Genomic DNA, 21,819 nt, shown 5'->3' with positions numbered 1-21,819 from the left:
TATCCGGATCATTGGACCGGGAATGCATCAGCGGCCAATGTCTCCACCAGTTCGTCGGTCCTTATCTCGCTGGAAAACATTGCCATCGACTTGCACGACGACGTACTCATCCGCGCCTTCCACGCCTTGGCTTGATATGGTTTCGCGACAGTTGGACGCTTTGAGATTTGAATTCGCCTCCATGAGGAGGCTGCAGCTCGCATCGAGTGGCTGGGCGGCCGGGATTGTGGAACTGCTTGCCCAAGACGTATCAAGGGTCGGGAGCCAGTCTCCGACATCAGCCCTACAGCATATCCCCCAGGCTCCAGTGGTTGCTCCAGCGGGCATCGATTTCGTCGTCGACGTTCTGGTAGCGGATGTCGGTGGAGAGGCGCAGGCGCCCGGCGCGGTCCTCGTTGTTGGTGGCGGCGTGGATCATGTAGGGGGAGTGCAGCACGACGTCGCCGGCCTCGTAATCGGCGGCGAGCCAGCGGGCGTCGAAGCGCTCGGCCATATCGGGCAGGTCTTTGGAGATCCAGCCGCCTTCGGCCATGTGATTGTTATAGGCGCTGATCCGTTCTTCCGGCGAGAGAGTGCCGCTGTTCGCCTGGAATTCCGCCTCCATCCTGCGGCCGAGCGCATGCGAGCTTTCGAGATAGACGACGCCGCCCATTTCGGCCGGGATGTCGCCGATCGGGATCCAGGCGGTGACGAGGCGACTGGTGCCGCCGCGAAGATAGACGAGATCGTAATGGGCGGGTGTGGCCACCGCCGTGCCGGGTTGGACATAACGCATCAGCTTGCGTTTATGGAGATAGGAGATGCCCTGGACAAAGGCGTCCATGAAGCGGACGAGTCGCGGTTGGGCGCAGAAGCCTTCATAGGCGGCGGAGCGGACGATCGACATTAGGCGGCGGTTGGCGAGATTCCAGTCGAAGCCTTCGGCGGCCGCGATGCCGAGTGCGAAATCATGGCCGAGCGCCAGCAGGCCGGTTTCGGCGAGGTGGGTGAAGACCCAACGGCGGAAGTCGATCACTTCGGCGCGCGGCAGGAGGCCACTCAGCCAGACATAACCATCCTCCTCATAGCGGCGGCGGATAGCCTCAATGCCGATACCGGGATCGGTCGGCGCGAGCGGGCCGAGCCTTTCAGCGGGGATTGTTTTGCCATGGGCGGCGAGGGGCGTTTGCGTCACTCCCATCCCGGCGGCATTCACAGCAATTGACATTTCATTCATTCCTGCTTTGACTTTTCCTGCCTCCAGCTTGCTTGTTACGTGAGCCAATCGCCATGGAGGAAAGTTGCAGCTGGATTTTTCGCTCATGAGAGAAGCTGACGCCATCTATCGATCTCCCCTCGCTGCGGCAGGCGGGCTTGCCGTGATCGGCAGCGGCAGGCAGCATGCGCGCCATGCGGTGAAGGACAGGAAGCTGCCGAGTTTTGCGGCCGTGCTGGTGGAGCGCGGGCAGGGCTTTCTCGAAACAACCGTCGGCGGGCGCCAGCGCGTGGAAGGGCCGGCGCTCTTCTGGCTGTTTCCGAACCGTCTCCATTCCTATGGGCCCGACGACGCCGGATGGGACGAGCGCTGGGCGCTGTTCGAAGGCCCGTTCACACGGGATTTCCTGCGGATGCGGCTGATTGGCGAGCGCCATCCACTCGTGAGGTTACGCCAGATCGAGGAGGTGGTGCGGCTCTTCGCGCGGCTGCATGCCGATCTCGTCGACGACAGCCATCTCGGGCAGGCCTCGGCGGCATTGGCGCTCCATGGCATTGTCATCGCCACCGCGCGGCAGGCGAGCGCTGCTGCAGGTCGCGAAGGCGAGGACGCGACCGGCGATCTCGTCGAGTCGCTGCGGGGCAGGGCGCTGCAGCCTCTCGACCTTGCCTCGTTTGCCGCGGAGCACGGCATATCGCCGGCGACGCTGCGGCGGAAATTCATCGCTGAAACGGGCATGGCGCCCAAGGACTTCCAGCTTCGGGCGCGTATAGACCATGCCAAGCAGCTGCTCGCCACGTCAGACGAGAAGATAGAAACCGTCGCAGCCATGGTCGGCATCGAAGACCCGTTCTATTTTTCTCGCGTCTTTCGTGAGCGCGAGGGCTGCAGCCCCCGTGAATTCCGGATGCGATATAAGCGAGGTTGAGCTGTTGGTTTATCGCTCGCCGTCTTTGTCGCGATATTGAATAAATCAAGCACTGCGGGAGGAATTAAGCGATTTTCTCCAGTAGATGTTGATTTTATGCAGCCTGGTCTCGAAATTGTTCAAAGATCGTCTAAAATCTATTGCCTTCTTTTGAAGTATCTATCAATAATGCCGGCAATATCATTCGCGCTGCTATCAAGGCAGCTCTGTCGATCAGCGAGGGATATGCACTGAAATATTTCATTCTCTATGCGCTCGTGTGCTCGGTAGTCGGGATAATTCTTCTCGTCGTCTTCTATCAGATTGCACCGGTTCAGATGGAGAGGCCTGGCGATCAGACGGCCTTCGAACCGGATGATCTGATTGTGCGGTCGACCCGCGAACCGAGGACAGATCAGCCCGCTATGCGTCCTCCCAGCCAATGGGATCTGCGGCTTGGCAATCAGCCGGAGGCGCAGCCCGATCAATCAGGCGTGCGCAAAGGCGGCCGGGTGGGCACGCCGGCGCAGTAAGGTGGAGTTGGCGCTGCCCTTGTGTTCGTTGGTGTAGGGCGCGCCTCTTTCTTTTGACCGTTGCGGGCACTACTTTTCCCCTCTCATCACTTCTCGTGTCCTCAGGAGTGAGGGAGTTTGGAGCAGTGTTCGCGCCCAGGCCTCCCACTTGTCGGGCGCGATATCCTCTAACGCCTGCCACTCCAAGGGAGCGGCATCCTCCAACCTCCCTCATGCTGAGGCGCACAGCACTCGGAGGGCGGAGCCTCGAAGCACGCGGCCCAACGCCGCTTCTTGCATTCATCACCCGCCGACAGACCCGCCTCGTCCTTCGAGGCGATCCTGCGGATCGCACCTCATAATGAGGCGCTCTTGAGTCTTGGCGGGGCCGCGGTAGGGCCAGGCGGCAATCGAACTCGCGCTTCCGGGTTGCATCCACTGCAGCCGGCTGCGATGACATATCTCCGATAGTCCGGGAGGTGGAGATGGATGCAGACGGCGTGACGATCAAGCTCATAGGCGCAGACGAGGTGGAGGCTTTCCGGCATATCCGTCTGGAAGCGCTTCGTGCCGAGCCGTCCTCCTTTGCAAGCCGCTACGAAGACTGGGAAATTCTGTCTCTGCAGGAGTGGCGCGATCGGCTGAACGAGCCGGTTTTCATCGCCTTTCAGAAGGGCGAACCCGTCGGCGTCATGGGCCTGTTTCGGCAGCGATCGAGCAAGATGGCCCACCGGGCCACGGTCGTCATGGTCTATATCAGAGCCAAGCTGCGCGGGACCGGCCTTGCCGTCAAACTGCTGGAGGCGATTTCCGATCACGCGCGCGATATCGGCATCCGTCAACTGGAACTCTTCGTCAGCGCCGAAAATTCGGCGGCGATACGGTTCTACCAGCGGCAAGGTTTTGCCGAGATCGGCCGTATCCCCGGCGGCGTGCTGGAGGATGGCCGGGAGATCGACGATGTCATGATGGCGCGGCGGCTGGTGGGTTAGGCCGTCGCGGCGCGGCGGGCCATCCGGCCTCTTGACCTCAAGCGGGATTGGGGTTGCAGGATGCCGCCTGAATCGGAGGTTGCCGTGATGAAAATCCTGATGGACAAGCATATTGACGATAGCGGGTTGATGGCGGTCGCGATCGATGCGGTGGAGACCGCCTTCCATGCCAGGGCCGCCAACCGGTTGATCTCGCCGTGTCGTTTGCTGACCGAGGCGATCTCGTTTTTACCGTTGGCGGTATCCTGGGCGAGAAACCGTTTGCGGGCTTTCGCGTCTACGACCCATTCGATGGGCCCGAGCATGCGCAGATCGTCGCCGTATGGTCGGCCGACGACGCCAAGCTCAAAGGCATCGTTCTCGGATCGCGCCTCGGGAGCCTCAGGACCGGTGCGATCGGAGGTCTCGCGATCCGGCATCTCGGTGCGCCAGACGCCAAGATCGTCGGCATCGTCGGCAGCGGCGCGCAGGCGCGAACCCAGCTCGCCGCGGCTGCCGCCGTTCGCAACCTCGATCGCGCCCGCGTTTACAGCCGTGACGAGAAAAATCGTGTTGCCTTTGCAAGCGAGATGCAACTCGCACTTGGGCTTGAGGTGGAGCCCGTCGACAGCGTCTCGAAAGCCGTTGAAGACGCCGACATCGTCATCTGCGCAACGACAAGCCAAACGCCCGTCCTCCACGCCGGCGATTTAAAGGCCGGCGCGCAGGTCAACACTGTCGGCCCGAAAACGCTTCACGGGTACGAACTCGGTCTGGATGTCGCCGACGCCGCGGCCGTGATCGCGACGGATTCTCTCGAACAGGCGCGCGCATACCCATCGCCCTTTTTCTTGGCGGGCTCCGGCAGCGACGGCCGTCTGGTTGACCTCGCCGAGATCATTGCCGGGAAAGCGGCGGGGCGAGGATCGCCCGAAGAGATAACACTGTTCTGTTCCGTGGGCCTCGCCGGTACCGAAGTTGCCGTCGCGGCGGCGATCCTTGATAGTCTGGATGCGTCGGTGTAGACCTTGATTCAAGGAGGTGGTTCAAGCCTCCGTTCATTCTCTATTCGCGCTCTCAGCCGTCAGGCCCAGCACATCCCGCATGCTGTATTCGCCGGGTGCGCGCCCTGCGATCCAGCGGGCGGCGGCAAGCGCGCCGCGGGCGAACATGCCGCGATCGAGAGCCGAATGCGACAGCGTCACGACTTCGTCGGCGGCGGCGAACAGGACGCTGTGTTCTCCGACGAGCCCGCCGGCGCGCAGGACGGCGAAGCCGATCTCGCCGGCCGGCCGCTCGCCGGTGACGCCGTCACGCCTGCGCCGCTCGACAGATGCCAGGGAAACGCCGCGCCCCTCGGCGGCCGCTTCGCCGAGCATCAGCGCCGTACCGGACGGGGCATCGATCTTCCTGTTGTGGTGGGCTTCGAGGATTTCGATATCCCAGCCATGCGCGGGAAGAGCGCGCGCCGCCTGGGCGACGAGGCCGACCAGGATGTTGACGCCAATGGAGAAGTTGCCGGAGCGCAGGATCGGAATCGTTCGGGCGGCGGCGGCGATCCTTTGGATCTCTTCCGGCTCGAAACCGGTCGCTCCGATCACCAGGGCCGGCCCGCCTGCAGAGGCGCAGAGGCCGGCGAGTTCGGCAGCGGCATTTCCCGTCGTGAAATCCAGGATCACATCGGCGGCTGCGATTGCGGCTGCACGGTCGATCAGCCCGTCACCGGCGGAGCCGGGACGGCCGATGCCGCCGATGACCGCAAAAGCCGGATCGGCCGCGAGCAGCGGCAGTATGGTGCGACCCATGCGGCCGTTCGCGCCGGCGACGGCTATTTTGACAGGTGAGGTCACGTGTTTTCCTTGGCTGGCATATTTCCGGTAGAGCGGCCGCTTGCATCCGGGGTTCGCGCCGGAACGGCATTCTGCACCTACCGCACTTGCGCTCCCGGCGTAAAGCAGGGGATTTGTTGCGACCGTCCCTGTGAACGCCTGGCCTTACCAGTTGCCGGGATCGGCGGTGTGATCGATGCTGGCGAATTCATCAGCCTTGTTCCGGTCGAGATTTATCTCCGTGGTCACCTTCGTCTCGTCGGTGACCGAGTAGCGGTCAGGGACGGGTCCCTTCGAAAGTTCCTGGTACAGGAGCAAGGCTGCCTCCTCGGCTGTATCGGCCTCGATCTCGCGGGTGAGGGTAACGGTGAACTTGTGCATGGCTTCGGCCCTTTCAATCGGCGCGCAGACGATGCGCAGCTTGCACAGTCTGACACGCTTTGCGGCCGGACACAGCAAGCTGGTTCCAGATCTTTATGGATGTCGTGATGCCGGAGCCGCCGTCAAGCCTGTCGTCGACGCGTATTCACGATCTGCGCGTTTCGCCTGCCCGGGGACCGCACTGACCGCATCGTCGAGCGTCCCTCGCAGGCGCGTGGCAGACCGAACAAGGCGTTCGCCGAAATAACCTACATGGGCTGGAGAAAGGCGATTTCCCTCTTATTTGAGTGGGAATTGCAAACCAAGAGGACCGCGCAATGGCAAAGAACACGATCTGCCTATGGTACAACAAAGACGCTGAGGATGCCGCCCGCTTTTATGCCGCGACCTTTCCCGACAGCGCTGTGGGTGCTGTCACGCGTGCGCCGGGAGATTATCCTGAAGGTAAACAGGGAGACGTTCTGGTTGTTGAATTCACCGTCGCGGGTATCCCTTGCATCGGTCTGAACGGCGGCCCTGCAATCAAACACAGTGAAGCCTTCTCGTTTCAGATCGCCACGGAGGATCAGGAAGAAACCGATCGCTACTGGAACGCCATCGTCGGTAATGGCGGCCAGGAAAGCGAGTGTGGCTGGTGCAAGGACAAATGGGGTTTGTCCTGGCAGATCACTCCGCGCGTCCTCTCAGAAGCACTCTCGGCGGGTGGTGATCAGGCAAAGCGTGCTTTTGACGCGATGATGACGATGAAAAAGATCGATGTCGCGGCGATCGAGGCGGCTCGGCGCGCTTGAGGCGCCATTACCGCCCGAGGCCGACAGGTGCCAGCCTGTCAGAACCAGAGATCGCGTACGCATCGCCCGTCGGAGGGAAGGTCTTTGAATGTGTCCAGCCCGTCGAAGTGATCGATGGGGAGATCGGCGACGAGTTCCGGAGGTGCAAGCCGCATGTTGACCGCCATGCGGCGGCGGCCATCCTTTTGCAGGCGCAGACCGCGCCAGCTCAAGACGCAAGCGCAGGATGGGCAGAACAAAATTTCGAGGGATGACGTCTCCCTGCCGGAGCGGGTGTAGGAGGCGGTCTGGCCGGTGAGCGCAATACGCTCTCCTTCGTAATCATAGGCCCAGAGCGTGCCGTAGCGTCGGCAGAGGGTACAGTTGCACGCGGTGATCGATCCAGGATCGCCTTGGAGCGTCCAGCTCGCGTTGCCGCAATGACATGAGCCTGTCAGCATGAGCGTGAGTTCACTTGCTGCTCTCCTTCAAGCACCGCATCGTGCCTTAATCGCGCGGTGACCGCAATTGCCGCTTGCCTATTGATCCGGTCGGCCCGTGACGATGTCAGGTGCAATCCTTTCGATATCCGGATCATGCTGCCTCCAGGCCGCCGCCGTCCAAGGGGCCCGTGCCATGCTTCTTCATTTCAAAGGCCGTGTGACGGGATCGCGGAGCGCGATGAACGCGGAATGCCTCGTGTCCTATTCCACAAGCCCGAAGATCGGGCCATAGCCGCCGTGCCAGGAGCGGTCGTTGCGGCCCATTGCCGGATAGAAGAGTCCGACACCGCGTCCACCATCGAGAAACAACGCGTCGGGACATTTCAGCTGATCGCGGAAAAGTCGTGCGAAATCGTGGAAATTGACGCTGTCTTCGCTGATCGCGAAGCGAACTGCGCCGCTTGTGCAGATGCCGACACCGCTCCGGCGGGTTCGGTCTGTCGAGCCGAAGATGAAGATCGGGTTCAGCTTTCCAGCGATGACGAGCATCGGGCCGGACTGCGTGGCGAACCGCACCTTAAGAGCGCGCTTCAGAAATTCGTCGGTCGGAAGTATGCCGGCGCCTGCTTCATCAAGAAAGAACACGCCGTTCGGCTTCTTATAAAAATTCGGGACCTGACCGGCAAAGCCTCCGGCCCCTGCCGTATTGAGAGGTTTCAATTCCCCGCCGTTCTCGACATACAGTCCCATCGGCGAAAAGTCGGCCCGGTACATTCCGGCGTTGACGGCAAAGGCCAGCGTTTTCCCCTCGAAGCGAAGGGCTTCGGCGAGGTTTGAAAAAGCGCGGTATGGTTCGCCATCGGCATCTTTCCAGAACAGGCGCAGATCGGCTTTTCCTGCTTCCAGCGTGCAAACGACGTATGTCGCCTGTTCGAAAGTTTCCTGTTCGCATGGCTCTGCATGCGCCTGAGGCAGGAATGTCATCATTGCCGCCAGCATCATGGCCGCAGCGAGCACGCCTTGTTTGAGATAGGTCAGTGGTGTCAGAATAGTCATGACGAGATCTAATTTCCTATCGTGCGGCCGCAGCGCCGGTTTTTCATCGCCATCGGCGGCGCCAAGAATAGGAATTTTTACCGGCACAGCAATGCTGTCAGCCGCGATTGGTATTCCAAGATTTTTCGTGAGACGTCGACGCCTCCGCTTCCTCCGCTGGCAGAAGAGGTGGATCAGGCAGATGAGGGGGAAGGAGCCTCAGCGGCAAACGCCGCCGCCATCAGAACCCAGACACCCTGGCAAAGCTGGGAACATTCAACCCTACCAGGCGGTACGGGCGGTGCCGAGTGCCGTTGTATGAGAGGATGAGACGTGGGCGACATGTGCCTTGAGCGATACGACGCAGTTTCCCGGACAGCTAAGTTTGTGCACCGTCAAGTGCTTCAGCAACGCCTCGGCGTCGCGCTTCTCGGTCAGCGGAAATGTCACAGTCATGCGGGTTCCTCCAACAAACATACTGAGCACCTGCGGAAATTAATGGCTAAATTCTCTCGCGCCGCAACAAGAAAATTTGAATGATAAAATTAAAATCAATTAGCTTTTTCGTAGCTTTTTTAAAATCGTTTGAAATAGCTTCCTCGGTTTCCCGTGGATTGGGCAGTGGTTCGGTCGCGAGCGAGATCCGCATAGTGCGCTCCAACAAGCACTTGAAGCGTTGGGAGCAATGCCCTCGATGAAGGCATTGGCAGATGCTGAGGGATGGCGCTGCTGAGTTAAGATCAGCCGCTCACCGCATATTGCGGACCGCCCAACTTTTGAGCCGCAATCCATTGGGCCTGATGAAGCCTTCGGCATCATGATGATCATAGGCGATGGAGCTTTCCTCGAAGCTGACGAGGTCTGAGGAATAGAGTGAGGAGGGCGACGTGCAAGAGATGACCGAGGCGCTTCCCTTATAGAGCCTCATCGCCACTTCGCCGCTGACGAAGACCTGGCTTTGGTCGATCAGGGCCTGCAGCATCTCCCGCTCGGGGGCGAACCAGAAGCCGTTGTAGATCATCTCGGCGTAGCGTGGCATGATCTCGTCCTCAGGTGCGCGGCGGCGCGATCGAGCGTGATCGATTCAATTCCGCGATGCGCGCAAGCAGGATCGCTCCTCCCGGTGTCTCGTATACGCCCCTCGACTTCATGCCGATAAACCGGTTTTCAACCAGATCGAGCCGCCCGATGCCATGCCGGCCGCCCAATTCATTGAGTTCGGTGAGCAAGGCTGCCGGTGTCATTGCCTTGCCATTGACGGCAACAGGGTCCCCGCTCTCGAAGCCGACGGTGACGATCTCAGGGGCATCGGGAGCGTCGACAGGATCGATCGTGCGCCGATTGATATGATCGGGTGCGACCTCCGCTGGATTTTCAAGAATTTTGCCTTCCGTCGAAGTGTGCAGCAGGTTGGCGTCGATCGAGAACGGCGCCTCGCCACGCTTGTCGCTCGGGACAGGGATCCGATGCTTCTCGGCATATTCCAGCAGCTGCGTGCGGGAGCGAATGTTCCATTGACGCCACGGAGTAATGATCTTGATTGACGGATCAAGCGCATTGACGGCCAGTTCGAAGCGGACTTGGTCATTGCCCTTGCCTGTCGCGCCGTGGGCAACGGCGTCCGCGCCGATCTCCTTGGCTATGGCGACCAGATGCTTGGCAATCAGCGGTCGGGCGACGGAACTGCCGAGGAGATACTGACCCTCGTAGAGTGTGTTAGCCCGCAGCATCGGAGATAAAGTCGCGGACGAAACGCGATCGACCGCCATATTCTCCGTGTCCTTCAGCGCGACGGGCGCATTTCGAATGTCGAGCTGGCACGGGAGGTGGGGCTTTCGCCCTCGCCCTGCCTGCGCCGTGTTCGGTTGCTGGAAGAGGCAGGGATCATCGATCGCTACGTCGCTGTGCTGGATCCGGCAAAGGTCGGGGCGGGGCTGACGGTTTTTGCCCGTGTGTGGTTCAAGACCCAGGATGCCGAGGTCACGCTGCGGTTTGCCGAAGCCGTGAGGCGGTTTCCGGAGGTGATGGAATGCTACCTTACGGCGGGGGAGTGCGATGCCGTGCTTCGGATCGTCACTGCCGATCTGCACAGCTACTGGCGTTTTCAAGCCGACCACCTGACGCGCATTCCGAGCGTCCTCAACGTCAAGACCGATGTGCCGATGGAAACGCTGAAACGGAGCTTCGAGCTGCCGTTGCGATAAGTGTCGCTGTCGCTGGCGGCTGATGTCGAGCACCTGAGTTGCTGAGGTGGTAATGCGCTGGTCCGGCGATGACATGATCGGAGCTGCGTCTGCCGCTTTCCATCCCGATAGAAGAAGGGCCGCAGCCCCACTCTCGATGCTATCCTCGGCCTGCGTGGAGGATCTGCTGCACCGGTTGCAGATGCTCGGCACAAGGCCAGGCACAAGGCCGAGCATGACGACTACAGGGTGGCGATTACGCCTTCAGCGCCGCGGCGTAATCAGCGGCGTAGGTCTTCAGAGAGCGCGGGGCCTTGCCGGTCAGCGTCTCGACGTCGCCGGTCATGACGGCTGTCCAGTTCTGGCGGACGGGATAGAAGATTGAAGCGAGAAAGCTCGCATAGCCGGCCGGCACGCCCGCCCCCGTCAGCATTTCGATGAAGGCCTCGTCGGAGACGGCGTTATAGGTGACGGGCTTGCCGATCGCTTCGGAGAGGATGGCGGCGGCTTCGGCATAGGAGAGCGCTTCCGGGCCGGTCAGGTTGAAGGCCTTGCCGTCGAAAGACGAGGAGGTGAGCACCGCCACGCCGCTTGCCGCGATGTCTCGGGCGTCGATGAAGCTCGACTTGCCTTCGGCGGCGGGAAGCGCAATCTGGCCGTGGTCGATGCCTGGTTTCCAGAAGGTGTGGAAGTTGTCGGAAAACCAGTTCGGGCGAAGGATGACATAGGGAGTGTCGGATTTTTCCAGCGCAATCTCGACCTGGCGATAGGGAATGGAGTCGTCGGCATCGACGCCGATCACACTTTGGAGCACGACCTTCACCTTCCGGGTTGCGGCCGCTTCGATCACCGGCAGCAGCAGGCCCTTGGAGTCGACATAGCCGGAGGCGAGCAACACATAGGCACGGTCGACTCCCTCGAGGGCCGGGCCGAAAGTTTCAGGCCTGGCATAGTCGAAGGCGACGCCCTCGGCGGCGGCTACCGGCTTGCCGGCGCGAGAGGCGGCCTTGACGGCTTCGCCCTTCGCCAAAAGCCCATCGACCACATGTCGGCCGACGGTGCCCGTCGCGCCGAGAACCAGAATTGTGCTGCTCATGTCACTCTCCGTGGTTTCTGTTGGAAACTATCTTTCCATGGGATACATACAGAGAAAACGGGATCGAAAAAAAGAGAGCACTTTTTTCTCACCTGGTTTCCTGCGGGAAACCCGCGGGAAGGGGAGGATGGAATGACGACGACAGAGCAGAGCTACAATGTTTATGAGGATCGCTGCCCGACGCGGCTGGTGCTGGACTGCCTGGCGGACAAATGGGCGCTGCTGATCCTCGACCGGCTGCAAGGCGGGCCGGTGCGTTTCAATCACATCCGGCGCGATATCAAGGGCATATCGCAGAAGGTGCTGTCGCAGACACTGAGAAGGCTCGAGCGCAACGGCCTAATCTCACGCACGATCTTTCCGACCGTGCCGGTAACCGTCGAATATGCGCTGACACCGCTCGGGCGCACGCTGACGGATACGGTTTCGGCACTCACTCATTGGGCAGAGCAGAACATGGACGCAATTTTTGCGGCGCAGCGTGCGTATGATGAAAGGGACGCCGGTTGATGATGCCGGCGCTTCGACGTAAGCAACATCTGCTGTCCCGCGCTTACGCAGTCCTCATCCTGCGCAGGCGTGCTGCGCACCACCGCCATGCGGGCGAAACGGCGTAGCCGACGGCCGGGATGGCCGCAAGCCCGAGGAGGATGCCGACAAGACCTGAGCCGGCAGCTTGGACCAGCCAGGAAACCACGCCGCCGACGGCCGGCATTGCATGCGCGGCGCCTTCTCCGGCATCGTGGAGCAGATGGCTCAGCCAGGCAAAGCCAAAGCTTTCGGCGCCGTGCACAATGATGCCGCCGCCGACCCAGATCATCGCCGCCGTCCCGATCAGACCCAGCACGTGGAGAAGATAGGGCATGCCCTGCACAAGGCCGCGTCCGAGCATGCGCGGGAACGCCCCTGTCCGCGAGCGGGAAGAGCGCTGGGCAAGCCAGAGGCCGAAGTCGTCCGCCTTCACGATCAAGGCGACGACGCCGTAAACGGCGGCGGTGATCATCGTGCCGACCAGGGCGAGAACCAGCGCCTGCACCGCCAGCCCCGACTCGGACAGGGAGCCCAGCGTGATCGCCATGATCTCGGCCGACAGAATGAAGTCGGTCCTGACGGCGCTCGCGACCTTTTCGTCCTCAAAGGTTTTGGGATCGATGCTGATCGTCTCGAGCTCCGCCTCGTGGGCATGGGCGGCATGCGGCACGACCAGCTCGTAGACCTTTTCGGCGCCTTCGTAGCAAAGGTAGAGCCCACCGAGCATCAGCAGCGGCGTCACTGCCTGCGGCAGGAGAAGGCTGAGGGCGAGTGCTGCCGGCAGGAGGAACAGAAGTTTGTTCTTGAGGGAGCCGACGGCGATCTTCCCGATGATCGGCAGTTCGCGCGCCGCCGACAGGCCGGTCACATAACGCGGCGTGACGGCAGCGTCGTCGATCACGACGCCGGCGGCTTTGGCGCCGGCTCTGCCCGCCTGAGCGACGACATCGTCCAGGGAAGCAGCGGCCGCCTTTGCAAGCGCTGCGACATCATCAAGGAGGGCAATCAGGCCGACACTCACAAGCAAACCTCCTCATTCAGGGATATGGACAGCGAAAATAGTCAATCGGCCGGCAGCTGGAAAGGGGCGCTGCCACGGATGGTTGCGGCGCCCGATCCGAGCTGGCGTTCGATTGCGCTCACTCGATCTGGATATGAAGATGGTCGTCGTGGCGGGCGGCCCGACAGCCTTGGAAGCGGACATGGGCGTCGGTGATGCCGAGCGCGTTCTTCAGATGCGGTTCGATGAAGATCTTCTGCAGACCGAAGCGCGCGACCCCTTCCGTCGTCAGCCAGGCGACCGCCGCCGCGGTGCGCTGCTCCTCGATCCGGTAGGCCGGGAACAACGGCTGCAGCGCATCGAAATTCCAGCGGGTGGTGAGCCAGTCGTGGCGACCCGCGCAAGGCAGTTCGTCACCCGGGCCAGGTTCCTCGAAAGCGAAATAACCAATCGGTGAGCGGGTGGCGCCGTTCAGGAAGGCGCCGCCGACATCCTTGTAATAATAAGCGAGATCAAGCTCCTTGCCGTCGGCATGCGAGAGATGCGGCAGCAGCGGGAAACCGTTGACGAAGGAGAAGTTCGCATCCAGCGCGACGGTGACGGTACCGGGGAATTGCGCGTCCATATGGGCGGCGAGCGCCTCTGCGAGATCGCGAAGCTTGGGCGTGACGTAGTTGCGGTTCAGCGCGCAGTAGATCGGCGAGCGGACCACGAGCCTGTCTTCGGCGCTTGTCAGGCAGGAGAGCGGAACGCGGCCGAATGCCGGTGCGGCAAATTGTGTGGCGACGGTCGCGGCGGCGTAGCAGAAAAGGAAGAGCGCGAACTTGGCGGGAAATCGCCTGAGGCCGAAGGCGTGCGCAGCGGCGAGGGCGATGAGATAGACGATGCCACCGATCTGGGTGAGCAGCGTCAGGATGAGAACGGCGAGGGCGTGGAGGATGAAGCGGAGCACCGGGCAGCCTTGCGGAAAGGAGGTTGCATTGCCTTAGGTGAGCGAGTGGGGATGTGCAAGATGGGTTGTGCGTGAGGGCGGTGGGTTGTTCGATATCTGCCCTTCGCTTTGTGTGGCAAGGCCAAGGCAGTGAAGGATGTGCCGTGTGGCCCCCTCATTTGCCTGCCGGCATCTTCTCCCCGCTGGGGAGAAGAGAGGCAAGCCGCACGGCGTCGTTCCCACAGTTGAGGTAGCAATGGGAGGGTGAGCGACGGTAGGATCGAGTGCCTGAGCGCAAGAGAAGTGCAGACTTCGCTGCGGAGCGCCCGCTCAGGCTCCCGATATCAAACCCGCGTCGACAGCTCGATGTCCTCTTCGAACGGGACAGAGAGATAGCCGGCGGCGGGTGTGCGGACGCGGGCGAGATAGTCCGGGCTGACATCGGCATTGTCGGCGACGATGAGGGCGCCCGGTCTCAAGCGGTCTTCCACCAGTTCCAGGATATCGCGATAGAGCGCCTTGGCGCCGTCGAGGAACAGGAGGTCAATCGTATCAGGAAGATCGGTGCCAAGGGTGTGGAGGGCATCTCCCTCACGAATTTCGACAAGGTCGATGAGACCGCCGGCCGTCAAGTTTTCGCGCGCCCGCCTGACTTTCGACGGTTCGAACTCGCTGGTGATCAGCCGGCCGCCGCCATTGTCGCGCAGTGCTGCAGCAAGGTGGAGGGTCGAGATGCCGAAGGATGTGCCGAACTCGATGATCGTTTGAGCACGGCAGCTGCGCGCCAGCATGTAGAGCATCGTGCCGGCCTCGCGCGAGACAGGAAGCCAGAGATCCTTCAGTCGCCCGTAAAGGTCGAGATATTCCGTCTTGCTGCTGATCAGGCGCATTCTCTCGTCGCTGGAAAGCTCGGATATGGCGGGGCTCGTCGCCGCGGCGGCTTCTTCGAACAGGCGGAGGAGGAGAGGCGCGAGCGGCGCGGTGGTCAGTGTCGTCATTGGAGGGCTCCTTGGAATGATGAGGTTCTTGCGCTGCCTCAAAAATACGAATAATCCCTCGCATTTTCTAATCGCATTGCGGAGCACTGCTATGAGCGACCGGCCAAGTACACGGATTTCTTCACGAAAGCAGCCGAAGCAGGCCCGCTCGACGGAGCTCGTGGGGGCGATCCTCGATGCTGCTGCTCAGGTTTTGGCACGGGAGGGAGCCCATCGCTTCACCACGGCGAGGGTAGCGGAGAGGGCGGGCGTCAGTATCGGTTCGCTCTACCAATATTTCCCCAACAAGGCGGCAATCCTCTTCCGGCTGCAGAGCGACGAATGGCGGCAGACGAATGACATGCTCGCCGACATTCTTGCCGATGCACAAAGACCGCCGTTCGAACGGCTGCGCAGCCTTGTTCACGCCTTTCTTCGCTCCGAGTGTGAGGAAGCGGCGATGCGAGTGGCGCTTCACGACGCCGCGCCGTTCTATCGGGATGCGCCGGAGGCGCAGGCGGCGAGGGCGTCGGGAGACCGCATCATCGGGCTGTTCATGCAGGAGGTGCTGCCATCGGTCCCGGAGGCAAGCCGGGCGCTTGCCGGTGACCTGATCGTCACGACGCTCGCCACGGTGGGGAAGCAGTTCTCGGAGGCTCCCCGAAGCTTGGGCGAGATCGAAACCTACGCCGAAGCCATGGCCGAGATGTACGCAGCCTACCTTGAAAAGCTCGAATCCGGCCGGGACACGGTGAATTCCTAACAAAGGACCTCAACACGGCAAATGAGAGGCTTTTTGCGAACCGGCCACGGATTATCGCAACCCTGTGACGGCGCCGGGGGCAGCCCTGATGGACCGATTTCTGTTTCCTACTGGTGGTCCAACTGCTTCGACAATTCGGCAAAAAGCCGGTTCTGGGCGATGTTCAGCTGAACGAGATCGACGGCAACGGTGACGGCGCGGCGTCCTTCGATGCTGTCGATGTCGAGCTTTTTCTCGCAGCACCATTGCCGAACGGCATCGGTGACGATGGTTATCTGGCTGTCGTCGAGTGAAATAAGCGACAAGAGCATCTTCGTACCCTCTATGAAGCGGCAAGAGCACGATGGTCTCTCAAGCGGTCGTGCCGGTATTCTATGGGCCGATGATGCGCACTCTACGCTCATTCTGCAGTAATGCCACAGCTACTTGGACACGCTTAATCGACGACAGGTCGAGAACAAGACTGCTGAGCGTCATGGTCCGCTGACACAGTCCGGATGTCGCAGATAGCGAATGCCGACATAAGCGATGTCGAGCGGGAAAAGCTTCTGAAAACCCCAGCGTCGCCTTTCCGGGCTAATCCGTAAGACTTCTGCTCGGCCAGGCTCCGATTGATCCGCCCGGACGAGCGTCTGCTATAATCGCGGCGATCCCCGGTCGCATGGCCCGCCGAACTTTGTGAGGCGTCAGATGACTGACGTTCAGGAACGGCTCCTTGAGAGCAAGATGACCGAGATCCGGCAGGCCCGGTCCTGGAGCCCGCGGGGCATCGCCAAATTCGAAAACCTGATCCGCAGCGGTGACGATCTGTCCCTCTACCGCATCAACCCGCTGGCTTTCGCGCACGACGGCGCCATTTCGGAGACGGAAAGCATCGATCTCTTTCTCCATGCGACGCGCAGCGGTTTGTTCGAGATGCGCTGGGACGTCATATGTCCCCAATCCGGAATGGTGCTCGACAGTTTCGGCGCCTTGAGGACGCTGAAGACGCACTATGTCTGCGGCCTGTGCGACGTCTCCGGCGAAACCGATCTCGACGATTTCATCGAGGTCACCTTCACAGTGTCGCCGCAGCTGCGCCGGCTGTCTTTTCATGATCCCGGCTCGCTCTCGATCGAGAATTTCCACTGGAAGGCACGGTTTCTCAGCGATGCGCGACTGCCAGGTCAGCAGACGGTCGGCATTTTTGCCCTTCGTCCTCAGCGGTTCGGCCCGGCCCGGTCATCGTCGAAGTCGAGAACTCGGCTGCCGCGCGCGGCTCACTGCTCCTCATCAACTGGCCGCCCGAGATCCTGGCGCAGACCACCAAGCCTGTTCTCGATTTCGATCCTTACATGTCGGGCGGAATGCTGCTTGCGCGCCAGACCTTTCGGCGGCTGTTTCGCTCCGAATGCGTCGATGAAAGGGAGGGCCTCGGCATCCGTCAGGTGACGCTTCTCTTTACTGATCTCAAGGGTTCGACCGCGATGTATGAGCGGCTCGGCGATCTCAACGCCTATGCGCTGGTGCGTGAACATTTCGCGTTGCTCGGCGCCACGGTGCAGGAGCATTCGGGCGCAATCGTCAAGACGATCGGCGACGCGGTGATGGCGGCCTTCTCCCGCCCGAGCGACGCCATCTCGGCTGCTCTGCATATGCTTGAAGAAATCGAGCGCTTCAACGGCAAGCATGGTGATCCCAGCATCATCCTGAAGATCGGCGCCCATTGCGGTCCATCGATCGCCGTAACGTTGAACGACAACCTCGATTATTTCGGGCAGACCGTCAATGTCGCGGCACGGGTGCAATCATTGGCCGAGGCCGGCGAGATCTGTCTATCCGAAGCCCTGTTTTCGGCGCCTGACGTCAGCCGGCTGCTCTCTGGCCACAGGTTGGCCGTCTTCGAGGCTCCGCTTCGAGGCGTCGAGGGGATGGCATGCGTCTACCGGGTGATGGCGGGGTAATCTCAGGTCCTTTTATGCATGTCCCCATCCCGCGCCGCGGCACGTTCTTGGGCACGCATTTCACCATTTGCAATGGGCAATGTTGCCCAAAAGGAGGAGAATACAATGTTGAAACGCGCAGCTGCAGCCATCGTTGTCGCCGCCGCATCCGCACTGCCTGTCCTTGCACAGGATGCGATGATGAAATGCGACGAGGCGTCGATGATGAAAATGCAGTCCGACATGGACGCCATGACCGATCCGACCATGAAGGACAAGAAGGAAATGGCGTCCAAGGAGATGATGATGGCTAAGGATTCCATGACGGCCAACAAGATGGACGACTGCAAGATGCACATAGAAAATGCCATGAAAAGTATCGGAAAAATGTGATGCTGTTGACGCCGGGGGAGACGGCCTTGGACAGTTGCCTCTTCCTGGTGTCGGGATGAATGTGCTTCGGATGCCGCTCACGCGGGAGAGATCGCCGGATTGAACCGGCGGCTCGGTTATTTCGCCAGCACGATGTGCGTGGCTTTTTCGCTGGCGGCATGCTCGGTGACGCGGAAGTCCAGCGCGGGAAGATCGATGCCTGCAAACATCGCTTCGCCCTTGCCGAGCACGACGGGCGAAACGGCGAAATGCAGCTCGTCGATCAGACCCGCCTGCAGATATTGGCGGACGGTCGCCACTCCGCCGCCGATCTTCACATCCTTATCGCCGGCCGCCGCCTTCGCCTGATCGAGCGCCTGATGAATGCCGCCGGTGACGAAGTGGAAGGTGGTGCCGCCCTCCATGACGAGCGGTTCGCGTGGATAATGGGTGAGGACATAGGTCGGCGCGTGGTAAGGCGGGTTCGGACCCCACCAGCCTTTCCAGGCATCGTCGGGCCATTCGCCGCGGATCGGGCCGAACATGTTGCGCCCGAGAATGAAGGCGCCGAAATTGGCCATGGCGCGGGACGCATAATCCTCGTCGATGCCTGTGGAACCGTCGTCCTTACCCATCATCGCGCGGAAGGTGCGCGTGTGGAAGAACCACTGAAACATTTCCGGCCCGCGCTTTCCGAGCGGATCATTCAAGCTTTGCTCCGGCCCGGCGCCGAAACCATCGACGGAAACGGAAAACCCTGCGACGCGCACCTTGGACATGCTTCCTCCATCTGATTGCCAATTGAAACTAGTTGTTATCTCGCACAAGTGATCCTATAATGCAACTGGTTTCTACAGGAGATGCTTCGTGGATATAGAATTGCGGTCCGGCTGTCCGATCAACCTGACGATGGAGGTGCTGGGCGACCGATGGAGTCTGATTATCATCCGCGACATCATGTTCGGCAACCGCCGGCATTTCCGCGATCTGCTCACTCATTCGGAGGAGGGGATCGCCTCCAATATCCTGGCGGCCCGGCTGAAGCGGCTGCTCTCGCTTGGCTTCATCAGCAAGCGTGACGATCCGAGCCATAGCCAGAAAGCAATCTACAGTCTGACGGAACCGGCAATCCAGCTCGTTCCCCTCTTCGCCATGATCGGCGCCTGGGGCAGGCTTCACCTGCCGGTGAGCGAGGATCTCAGCATTCGCGCCGAGTTGCTGGAAGAGGGCGGACAGCCGCTCTGGGACGAATTCATGGAGGATCTCCGGCAGATCCACATCGTCGATCCGATCGGCGGGGCGAACGGGACGGTGACCTCGCCGGTGCTGGCGCGGCTGACGGCGGCGTTTCTGGAGGTGCGGGGAAGAATGGCGGCGGCCGGGGCGTGATGTAAGAAAAGGATAATTGAAAGATCTACCGTGTGGCCCCCCATCCGACCCTCGGGCCGCCTTCTCCCCGCGGGGAGAAGGGGAATCGTGGCAGCGCCTCGCCCCTCCGACATTTCGGTTGAAAGGGGAGTCGTGCGGCTTGGTCCCCTTCTCCCCAGCGGGGAGAAGATGCCGGCAGGCAGATGAGGGGGCCACACGGTGGGACGCTTTTTTCACTTTCTACGAAAAATATCCGGTCGTGCTCATTGGTCACCAGCGGATCTACCTCACGAACAATATAACCAGCGGCCCCGCCAGCAGGCTGGCGAGAATGAAGGCGGAGAGGAAGTAAGCCTCGAGGACACGGAGGATGGATTTGAAGCGGGTCATGCTGACGTCCTGAATTGTGATGCCCGATCCTCGGCGGCAACAATTGCGGCAGCATGACCGGCTGCCTTTCAAGTTCCGCAATGTTGCTGCAACCCTTGCGGCCGAAACCTGGGCGCAAGGAATGGTGGGCGATGCGGATTCTGTTGATCGAGGACGAGAGGGAGCTGGCCGGGGCGCTGTCGGCGGCGCTCGGCAAGCATGGGATCGTGACGGATCACACAATGCATCTCGGCGATGCCGTCGAGCTGACGCGGCAGAACCACTATGATGCGATCCTGCTCGACCGGCGCCTGCCTGATGGCGAGGGGCTGCGGTTCATTCCGGAGCTCAGGCGAACGGGGAGGGATACGCCGATCATCGTGCTGACGGCGCTGAACGAGCCGAAGCAGCGGGTGGAAGGGCTCGATCTCGGTGCCGACGACTATCTCGGAAAGCCGTTTCTGGTCGAAGAGCTGATGGCGCGGCTCAGGGCCGTGCTGCGCCGGCAGCCGAACCTTTCCGAACTCAAGATCACGGCCGGGCGGATGGTGATCGATCCCTTACATCTCAGCGTTACCGTCGGCGATACGCCGCTCGATCTGCCCCGGCGCGAGCTTCTGGTGCTCGCCGCCCTCGCCAAGCGCAAGGAGAAGACCGTGCTGCGCTCGACGCTGGAGGCGGCGGTCTACAATTATGAGGAAAAAATCCAGTCGAATGCGCTCGATGCGCATATATCGCGGCTGCGAAAGCGGCTAACCGATGCCGGGGCCGAGGTTTCGATCCACAATATCCGCGGCGTCGGCTATCTCATGAGGGAAGAGTGATGGGAAGGGGGAGCAAGGCCAACCCTTCGCTCTGGTGGCGGCTCGGCTGGCAGCTCAGCCTCGTCTTCGCGGGCGTGGTGACGGCCGTCACCATCGGGCTCTGCTTCTATGGTGCGACGATCCTCTCGCCGAATGTCGCGCTGGAGGACCATATCACATCAGTGCTGGCGCCGGCCGTTTCACTCGATGCCGAAGGGCGACTCGAAGTCAAAGATACGCCGGAGCTCGACGCGCTGAAACGAGAATATGACGGGCTCTGGTATGTCGCGGCCACGACGAACGGCTCCTTCGTATCCTATGGAACAATTCCCGCAGCCTATAGCGAACTTGCGCGTCTGACCTATCTGTTCGAAGGGGCCGACATCAGAGGGGCGGCCGGCACGGACGAGATCGCCTCGGTCGAGAGCGCGGAGACCCCGGTGGGCGAACTCCGGGTGCTGTTCGGCGGCGTCGCCGACAAAGGCTGGCCGGTTCTTACCCTGATGGGCGCGGTTTATCCGATCTACGTGCCGCTGTTTGCCGTCGCCTTGCCCGCGGTTTTTCTGGCGGTTCCCAGGATCATCAGGCGCGGGCTTGCCAGCGTCAGCGAAGTTGCCCGCAAGGCATCGGAAATCGAACCGCGCCGCTACGATGCGCGCCTGCCGCTGGAAGGCATTCCGAGGGAGGTCGCGCCGCTGGTGATCGCCTTCAACGAGGCGCTCGACCGGTTGGAAAACGAGCACCGCAAGCGGCAGCACTTCCTGATCGATGCGGCGCATGAACTGAGGACGCCGATTGCCATCATGCAGACGCGGATCGATGGAACGGCCGAGGGGCAGGAGCGCCGGCGATTGCTCGACGACGTCGCGCGTCTGGCCGAGACGGCCGAACAGCTGCTCGATTTCGAGCGCAACGACCAGGCGACCGATCTCCATGAGACCGTCGATCTGGTCGAAATCGCCCGGACCGTGGTGGCCGATCTTGCGCCGCTCGCGATCGGCGCCGGTTACCAGATCACGTTTCAGAGCGAGGTCGAAAGCGTGAAACGCAAGGGCAGTCCTTCGGCCCTGCCGCGGGCGGTGAGCAACCTCCTGCGCAACGCCATCGATCATGGCGGCGGCGGCGGCATGATCACTGTCTCTGTGTCGGCAGCCGGCGGCGGGCGGATCAGCGTCGCAGACGAAGGGCCGGGCATTGCGGCCGAGCACCGGGAGCTGGTGTTCGAGCCCTTCTACCGCGTCACCCCGAAAAGTAAGGGGGCAGGGCTCGGCCTCAGCCTCGTTAAGCAGATCGTCCTGAACCACGGCGGCGAGGTCCGCATCGAGCGCAGGGCTGCAGGGGCCGAGGTGGCGATCCAACTGGGATAGGCCGAATTGTTCCGGCAGTCTGCGTTGCCGCGAGTAATGTAATGCTGCGGCAATTCTTCGCCACCACTTTCGCCTGATATCAACGGCGACGGAG

22 protein-coding genes and 3 pseudogenes are annotated in these 21,819 nt (G+C 61.4%); 12 read left to right on the top strand and 13 right to left on the bottom strand.

The genetic code is table 11. The features are described 5' to 3' along the window. Positions 1 to 283: 283 nt before the first annotated feature. Positions 284 to 1,207, bottom strand: coding sequence for a phytanoyl-CoA dioxygenase family protein (locus tag RHE_RS13300; RefSeq protein ID WP_042119263.1), 924 nt, complete (start codon positions 1,205 to 1,207; stop codon positions 284 to 286). A 94-nt stretch (positions 1,208 to 1,301) separates the two neighbouring features. On the opposite strand from RHE_RS13300, the gene RHE_RS13295 reads away from it, so the two are divergent. The 3 genes and pseudogenes from RHE_RS13295 (at position 1,302) to RHE_RS13280 (ending at position 4,610) form a co-directional block, all read left to right on the top strand. Then, positions 1,302 to 2,123: a helix-turn-helix transcriptional regulator gene (locus RHE_RS13295; RefSeq protein WP_011425847.1), complete on the top strand. Its 822-nt coding sequence runs from the start codon at positions 1,302 to 1,304 to the stop codon at positions 2,121 to 2,123. Between the two features lie 976 nt (positions 2,124 to 3,099). Beyond that, positions 3,100 to 3,606 carry a GNAT family N-acetyltransferase gene (locus RHE_RS13285; RefSeq protein ID WP_011425845.1) on the top strand — a complete coding sequence of 169 codons (507 nt, stop codon included), beginning with the start codon at positions 3,100 to 3,102 and terminating at the stop codon, positions 3,604 to 3,606. Positions 3,607 to 3,690: 84 nt separating this feature from the next. Then, positions 3,691 to 4,610 (top strand): annotated as a pseudogene (locus tag RHE_RS13280) (ornithine cyclodeaminase family protein). A 33-nt stretch (positions 4,611 to 4,643) separates the two neighbouring features. Here the strand turns inward: RHE_RS13280 and dapB are convergent. After that, positions 4,644 to 5,435 (bottom strand): 4-hydroxy-tetrahydrodipicolinate reductase, encoded by a 792-nt coding sequence (gene dapB, locus RHE_RS13275; protein ID WP_042118666.1) that lies wholly within the window; start codon positions 5,433 to 5,435, stop codon positions 4,644 to 4,646. Between the two features lie 144 nt (positions 5,436 to 5,579). Further along, positions 5,580 to 5,795, bottom strand: a complete 216-nt coding sequence (locus RHE_RS13270) for a hypothetical protein (protein ID WP_011425842.1) — start codon at positions 5,793 to 5,795, stop codon at positions 5,580 to 5,582. Positions 5,796 to 6,112: 317 nt separating this feature from the next. Between RHE_RS13270 and RHE_RS13265 the strand changes: the two genes are divergently transcribed. Beyond that, positions 6,113 to 6,586 (top strand): VOC family protein, encoded by a 474-nt coding sequence (locus RHE_RS13265; RefSeq protein ID WP_011425841.1) that lies wholly within the window; start codon positions 6,113 to 6,115, stop codon positions 6,584 to 6,586. A gap of 38 nt (positions 6,587 to 6,624) precedes the next feature. On the opposite strand, the gene RHE_RS13260 is transcribed toward RHE_RS13265, so the two are convergent. The 4 genes and pseudogenes from RHE_RS13260 to RHE_RS13250 all read right to left on the bottom strand — a co-directional run. Then, positions 6,625 to 7,026, bottom strand: coding sequence for a GFA family protein (locus tag RHE_RS13260; RefSeq protein ID WP_011425840.1), 402 nt, complete (start codon positions 7,024 to 7,026; stop codon positions 6,625 to 6,627). 243 nt (positions 7,027 to 7,269) lie between these two features. Then, on the bottom strand, positions 7,270 to 8,046 hold the full coding sequence (locus RHE_RS13255; RefSeq protein WP_042119260.1) for a phosphodiester glycosidase family protein: 777 nt from the start codon (positions 8,044 to 8,046) through the stop codon (positions 7,270 to 7,272). A gap of 279 nt (positions 8,047 to 8,325) precedes the next feature. After that, positions 8,326 to 8,499, bottom strand: a complete 174-nt coding sequence (locus RHE_RS33615; RefSeq protein ID WP_166486910.1) for a hypothetical protein — start codon at positions 8,497 to 8,499, stop codon at positions 8,326 to 8,328. 292 nt (positions 8,500 to 8,791) lie between these two features. Beyond that, positions 8,792 to 9,804, bottom strand: a pseudogene (locus tag RHE_RS13250) (argininosuccinate synthase); the annotation flags it as partial. On the opposite strand from RHE_RS13250, the gene RHE_RS13245 reads away from it, so the two are divergent. After that, positions 9,801 to 10,247: an Lrp/AsnC family transcriptional regulator gene (locus RHE_RS13245; protein ID WP_042118664.1), complete on the top strand. Its 447-nt coding sequence runs from the start codon at positions 9,801 to 9,803 to the stop codon at positions 10,245 to 10,247. The pseudogene RHE_RS13250 and the gene RHE_RS13245 overlap by 4 nt on opposite strands. Positions 10,248 to 10,482: 235 nt before the next feature. Here RHE_RS13245 and RHE_RS13240 read toward each other — a convergent pair whose 3' ends face one another. After that, positions 10,483 to 11,322 (bottom strand): SDR family oxidoreductase, encoded by an 840-nt coding sequence (locus RHE_RS13240; protein WP_011425838.1) that lies wholly within the window; start codon positions 11,320 to 11,322, stop codon positions 10,483 to 10,485. Positions 11,323 to 11,454: 132 nt separating this feature from the next. Between RHE_RS13240 and RHE_RS13235 the strand changes: the two genes are divergently transcribed. Beyond that, complete coding sequence (locus RHE_RS13235) at positions 11,455 to 11,832, top strand: winged helix-turn-helix transcriptional regulator (RefSeq protein WP_011425837.1); 378 nt, start codon at positions 11,455 to 11,457, stop codon at positions 11,830 to 11,832. Positions 11,833 to 11,875: 43 nt separating this feature from the next. Here the strand turns inward: RHE_RS13235 and RHE_RS13230 are convergent, their stop codons facing one another. From RHE_RS13230 to RHE_RS13220, 3 genes are all read right to left on the bottom strand, one after another. Next, on the bottom strand, positions 11,876 to 12,874 hold the full coding sequence (locus RHE_RS13230) for a DUF808 domain-containing protein (protein WP_042119259.1): 999 nt from the start codon (positions 12,872 to 12,874) through the stop codon (positions 11,876 to 11,878). A gap of 118 nt (positions 12,875 to 12,992) precedes the next feature. Continuing rightward, a complete protein-coding gene (locus RHE_RS13225) occupies positions 12,993 to 13,805 on the bottom strand; it encodes a hypothetical protein (protein ID WP_011425835.1) in 813 nt (270 codons plus the stop codon). Positions 13,806 to 14,128: 323 nt separating this feature from the next. Further along, positions 14,129 to 14,782: an O-methyltransferase gene (locus tag RHE_RS13220; RefSeq protein WP_011425834.1), complete on the bottom strand. Its 654-nt coding sequence runs from the start codon at positions 14,780 to 14,782 to the stop codon at positions 14,129 to 14,131. Positions 14,783 to 14,873: 91 nt separating this feature from the next. Here RHE_RS13220 and RHE_RS13215 point away from each other — a divergent pair, with 91 nt between their 5' ends. After that, the gene (locus tag RHE_RS13215; RefSeq protein ID WP_011425833.1) at positions 14,874 to 15,524 is read left to right on the top strand and encodes a TetR family transcriptional regulator; all 651 of its coding nucleotides are present in this window, start codon (positions 14,874 to 14,876) and stop codon (positions 15,522 to 15,524) included. 107 nt (positions 15,525 to 15,631) lie between these two features. On the opposite strand, the gene RHE_RS13210 is transcribed toward RHE_RS13215, so the two are convergent. Continuing rightward, the gene (locus RHE_RS13210) at positions 15,632 to 15,835 is read right to left on the bottom strand and encodes a hypothetical protein (RefSeq protein WP_042118661.1); all 204 of its coding nucleotides are present in this window, start codon (positions 15,833 to 15,835) and stop codon (positions 15,632 to 15,634) included. A 379-nt stretch (positions 15,836 to 16,214) separates the two neighbouring features. On the opposite strand from RHE_RS13210, the pseudogene RHE_RS13205 reads away from it, so the two are divergent. Both RHE_RS13205 and RHE_RS13200 read left to right on the top strand, forming a co-directional pair. Continuing rightward, positions 16,215 to 17,467 (top strand): annotated as a pseudogene (locus RHE_RS13205) (DUF5939 domain-containing protein). 18 nt (positions 17,468 to 17,485) lie between these two features. Then, on the top strand, positions 17,486 to 17,839 hold the full coding sequence (locus RHE_RS13200) for a hypothetical protein (RefSeq protein ID WP_244425740.1): 354 nt from the start codon (positions 17,486 to 17,488) through the stop codon (positions 17,837 to 17,839). 116 nt (positions 17,840 to 17,955) lie between these two features. Here the strand turns inward: RHE_RS13200 and RHE_RS13195 are convergent, their stop codons facing one another. Further along, entirely contained in the window at positions 17,956 to 18,597 is a 642-nt protein-coding gene (locus tag RHE_RS13195; protein ID WP_011425831.1) for a dihydrofolate reductase family protein, read from the bottom strand. 88 nt (positions 18,598 to 18,685) lie between these two features. On the opposite strand from RHE_RS13195, the gene RHE_RS13190 reads away from it, so the two are divergent. From RHE_RS13190 to RHE_RS13175, 3 genes are all read left to right on the top strand, one after another. After that, positions 18,686 to 19,207, top strand: coding sequence for a winged helix-turn-helix transcriptional regulator (locus tag RHE_RS13190; protein WP_011425830.1), 522 nt, complete (start codon positions 18,686 to 18,688; stop codon positions 19,205 to 19,207). 500 nt (positions 19,208 to 19,707) lie between these two features. Further along, positions 19,708 to 20,379 carry a response regulator transcription factor gene (locus RHE_RS13180; RefSeq protein ID WP_011425829.1) on the top strand — a complete coding sequence of 224 codons (672 nt, stop codon included), beginning with the start codon at positions 19,708 to 19,710 and terminating at the stop codon, positions 20,377 to 20,379. Then, positions 20,379 to 21,725 (top strand): sensor histidine kinase, encoded by a 1,347-nt coding sequence (locus RHE_RS13175; protein WP_011425828.1) that lies wholly within the window; start codon positions 20,379 to 20,381, stop codon positions 21,723 to 21,725. The genes RHE_RS13180 and RHE_RS13175 overlap by 1 nt, the downstream gene beginning before the upstream one ends. Positions 21,726 to 21,819: the final 94 nt, after the last annotated feature.

Source organism: Rhizobium etli CFN 42 (assembly GCF_000092045.1).
Classification (GTDB): domain Bacteria; phylum Pseudomonadota; class Alphaproteobacteria; order Rhizobiales; family Rhizobiaceae; genus Rhizobium; species Rhizobium etli.
This window is presented reverse-complemented; position numbering and strand designations above follow the sequence as displayed.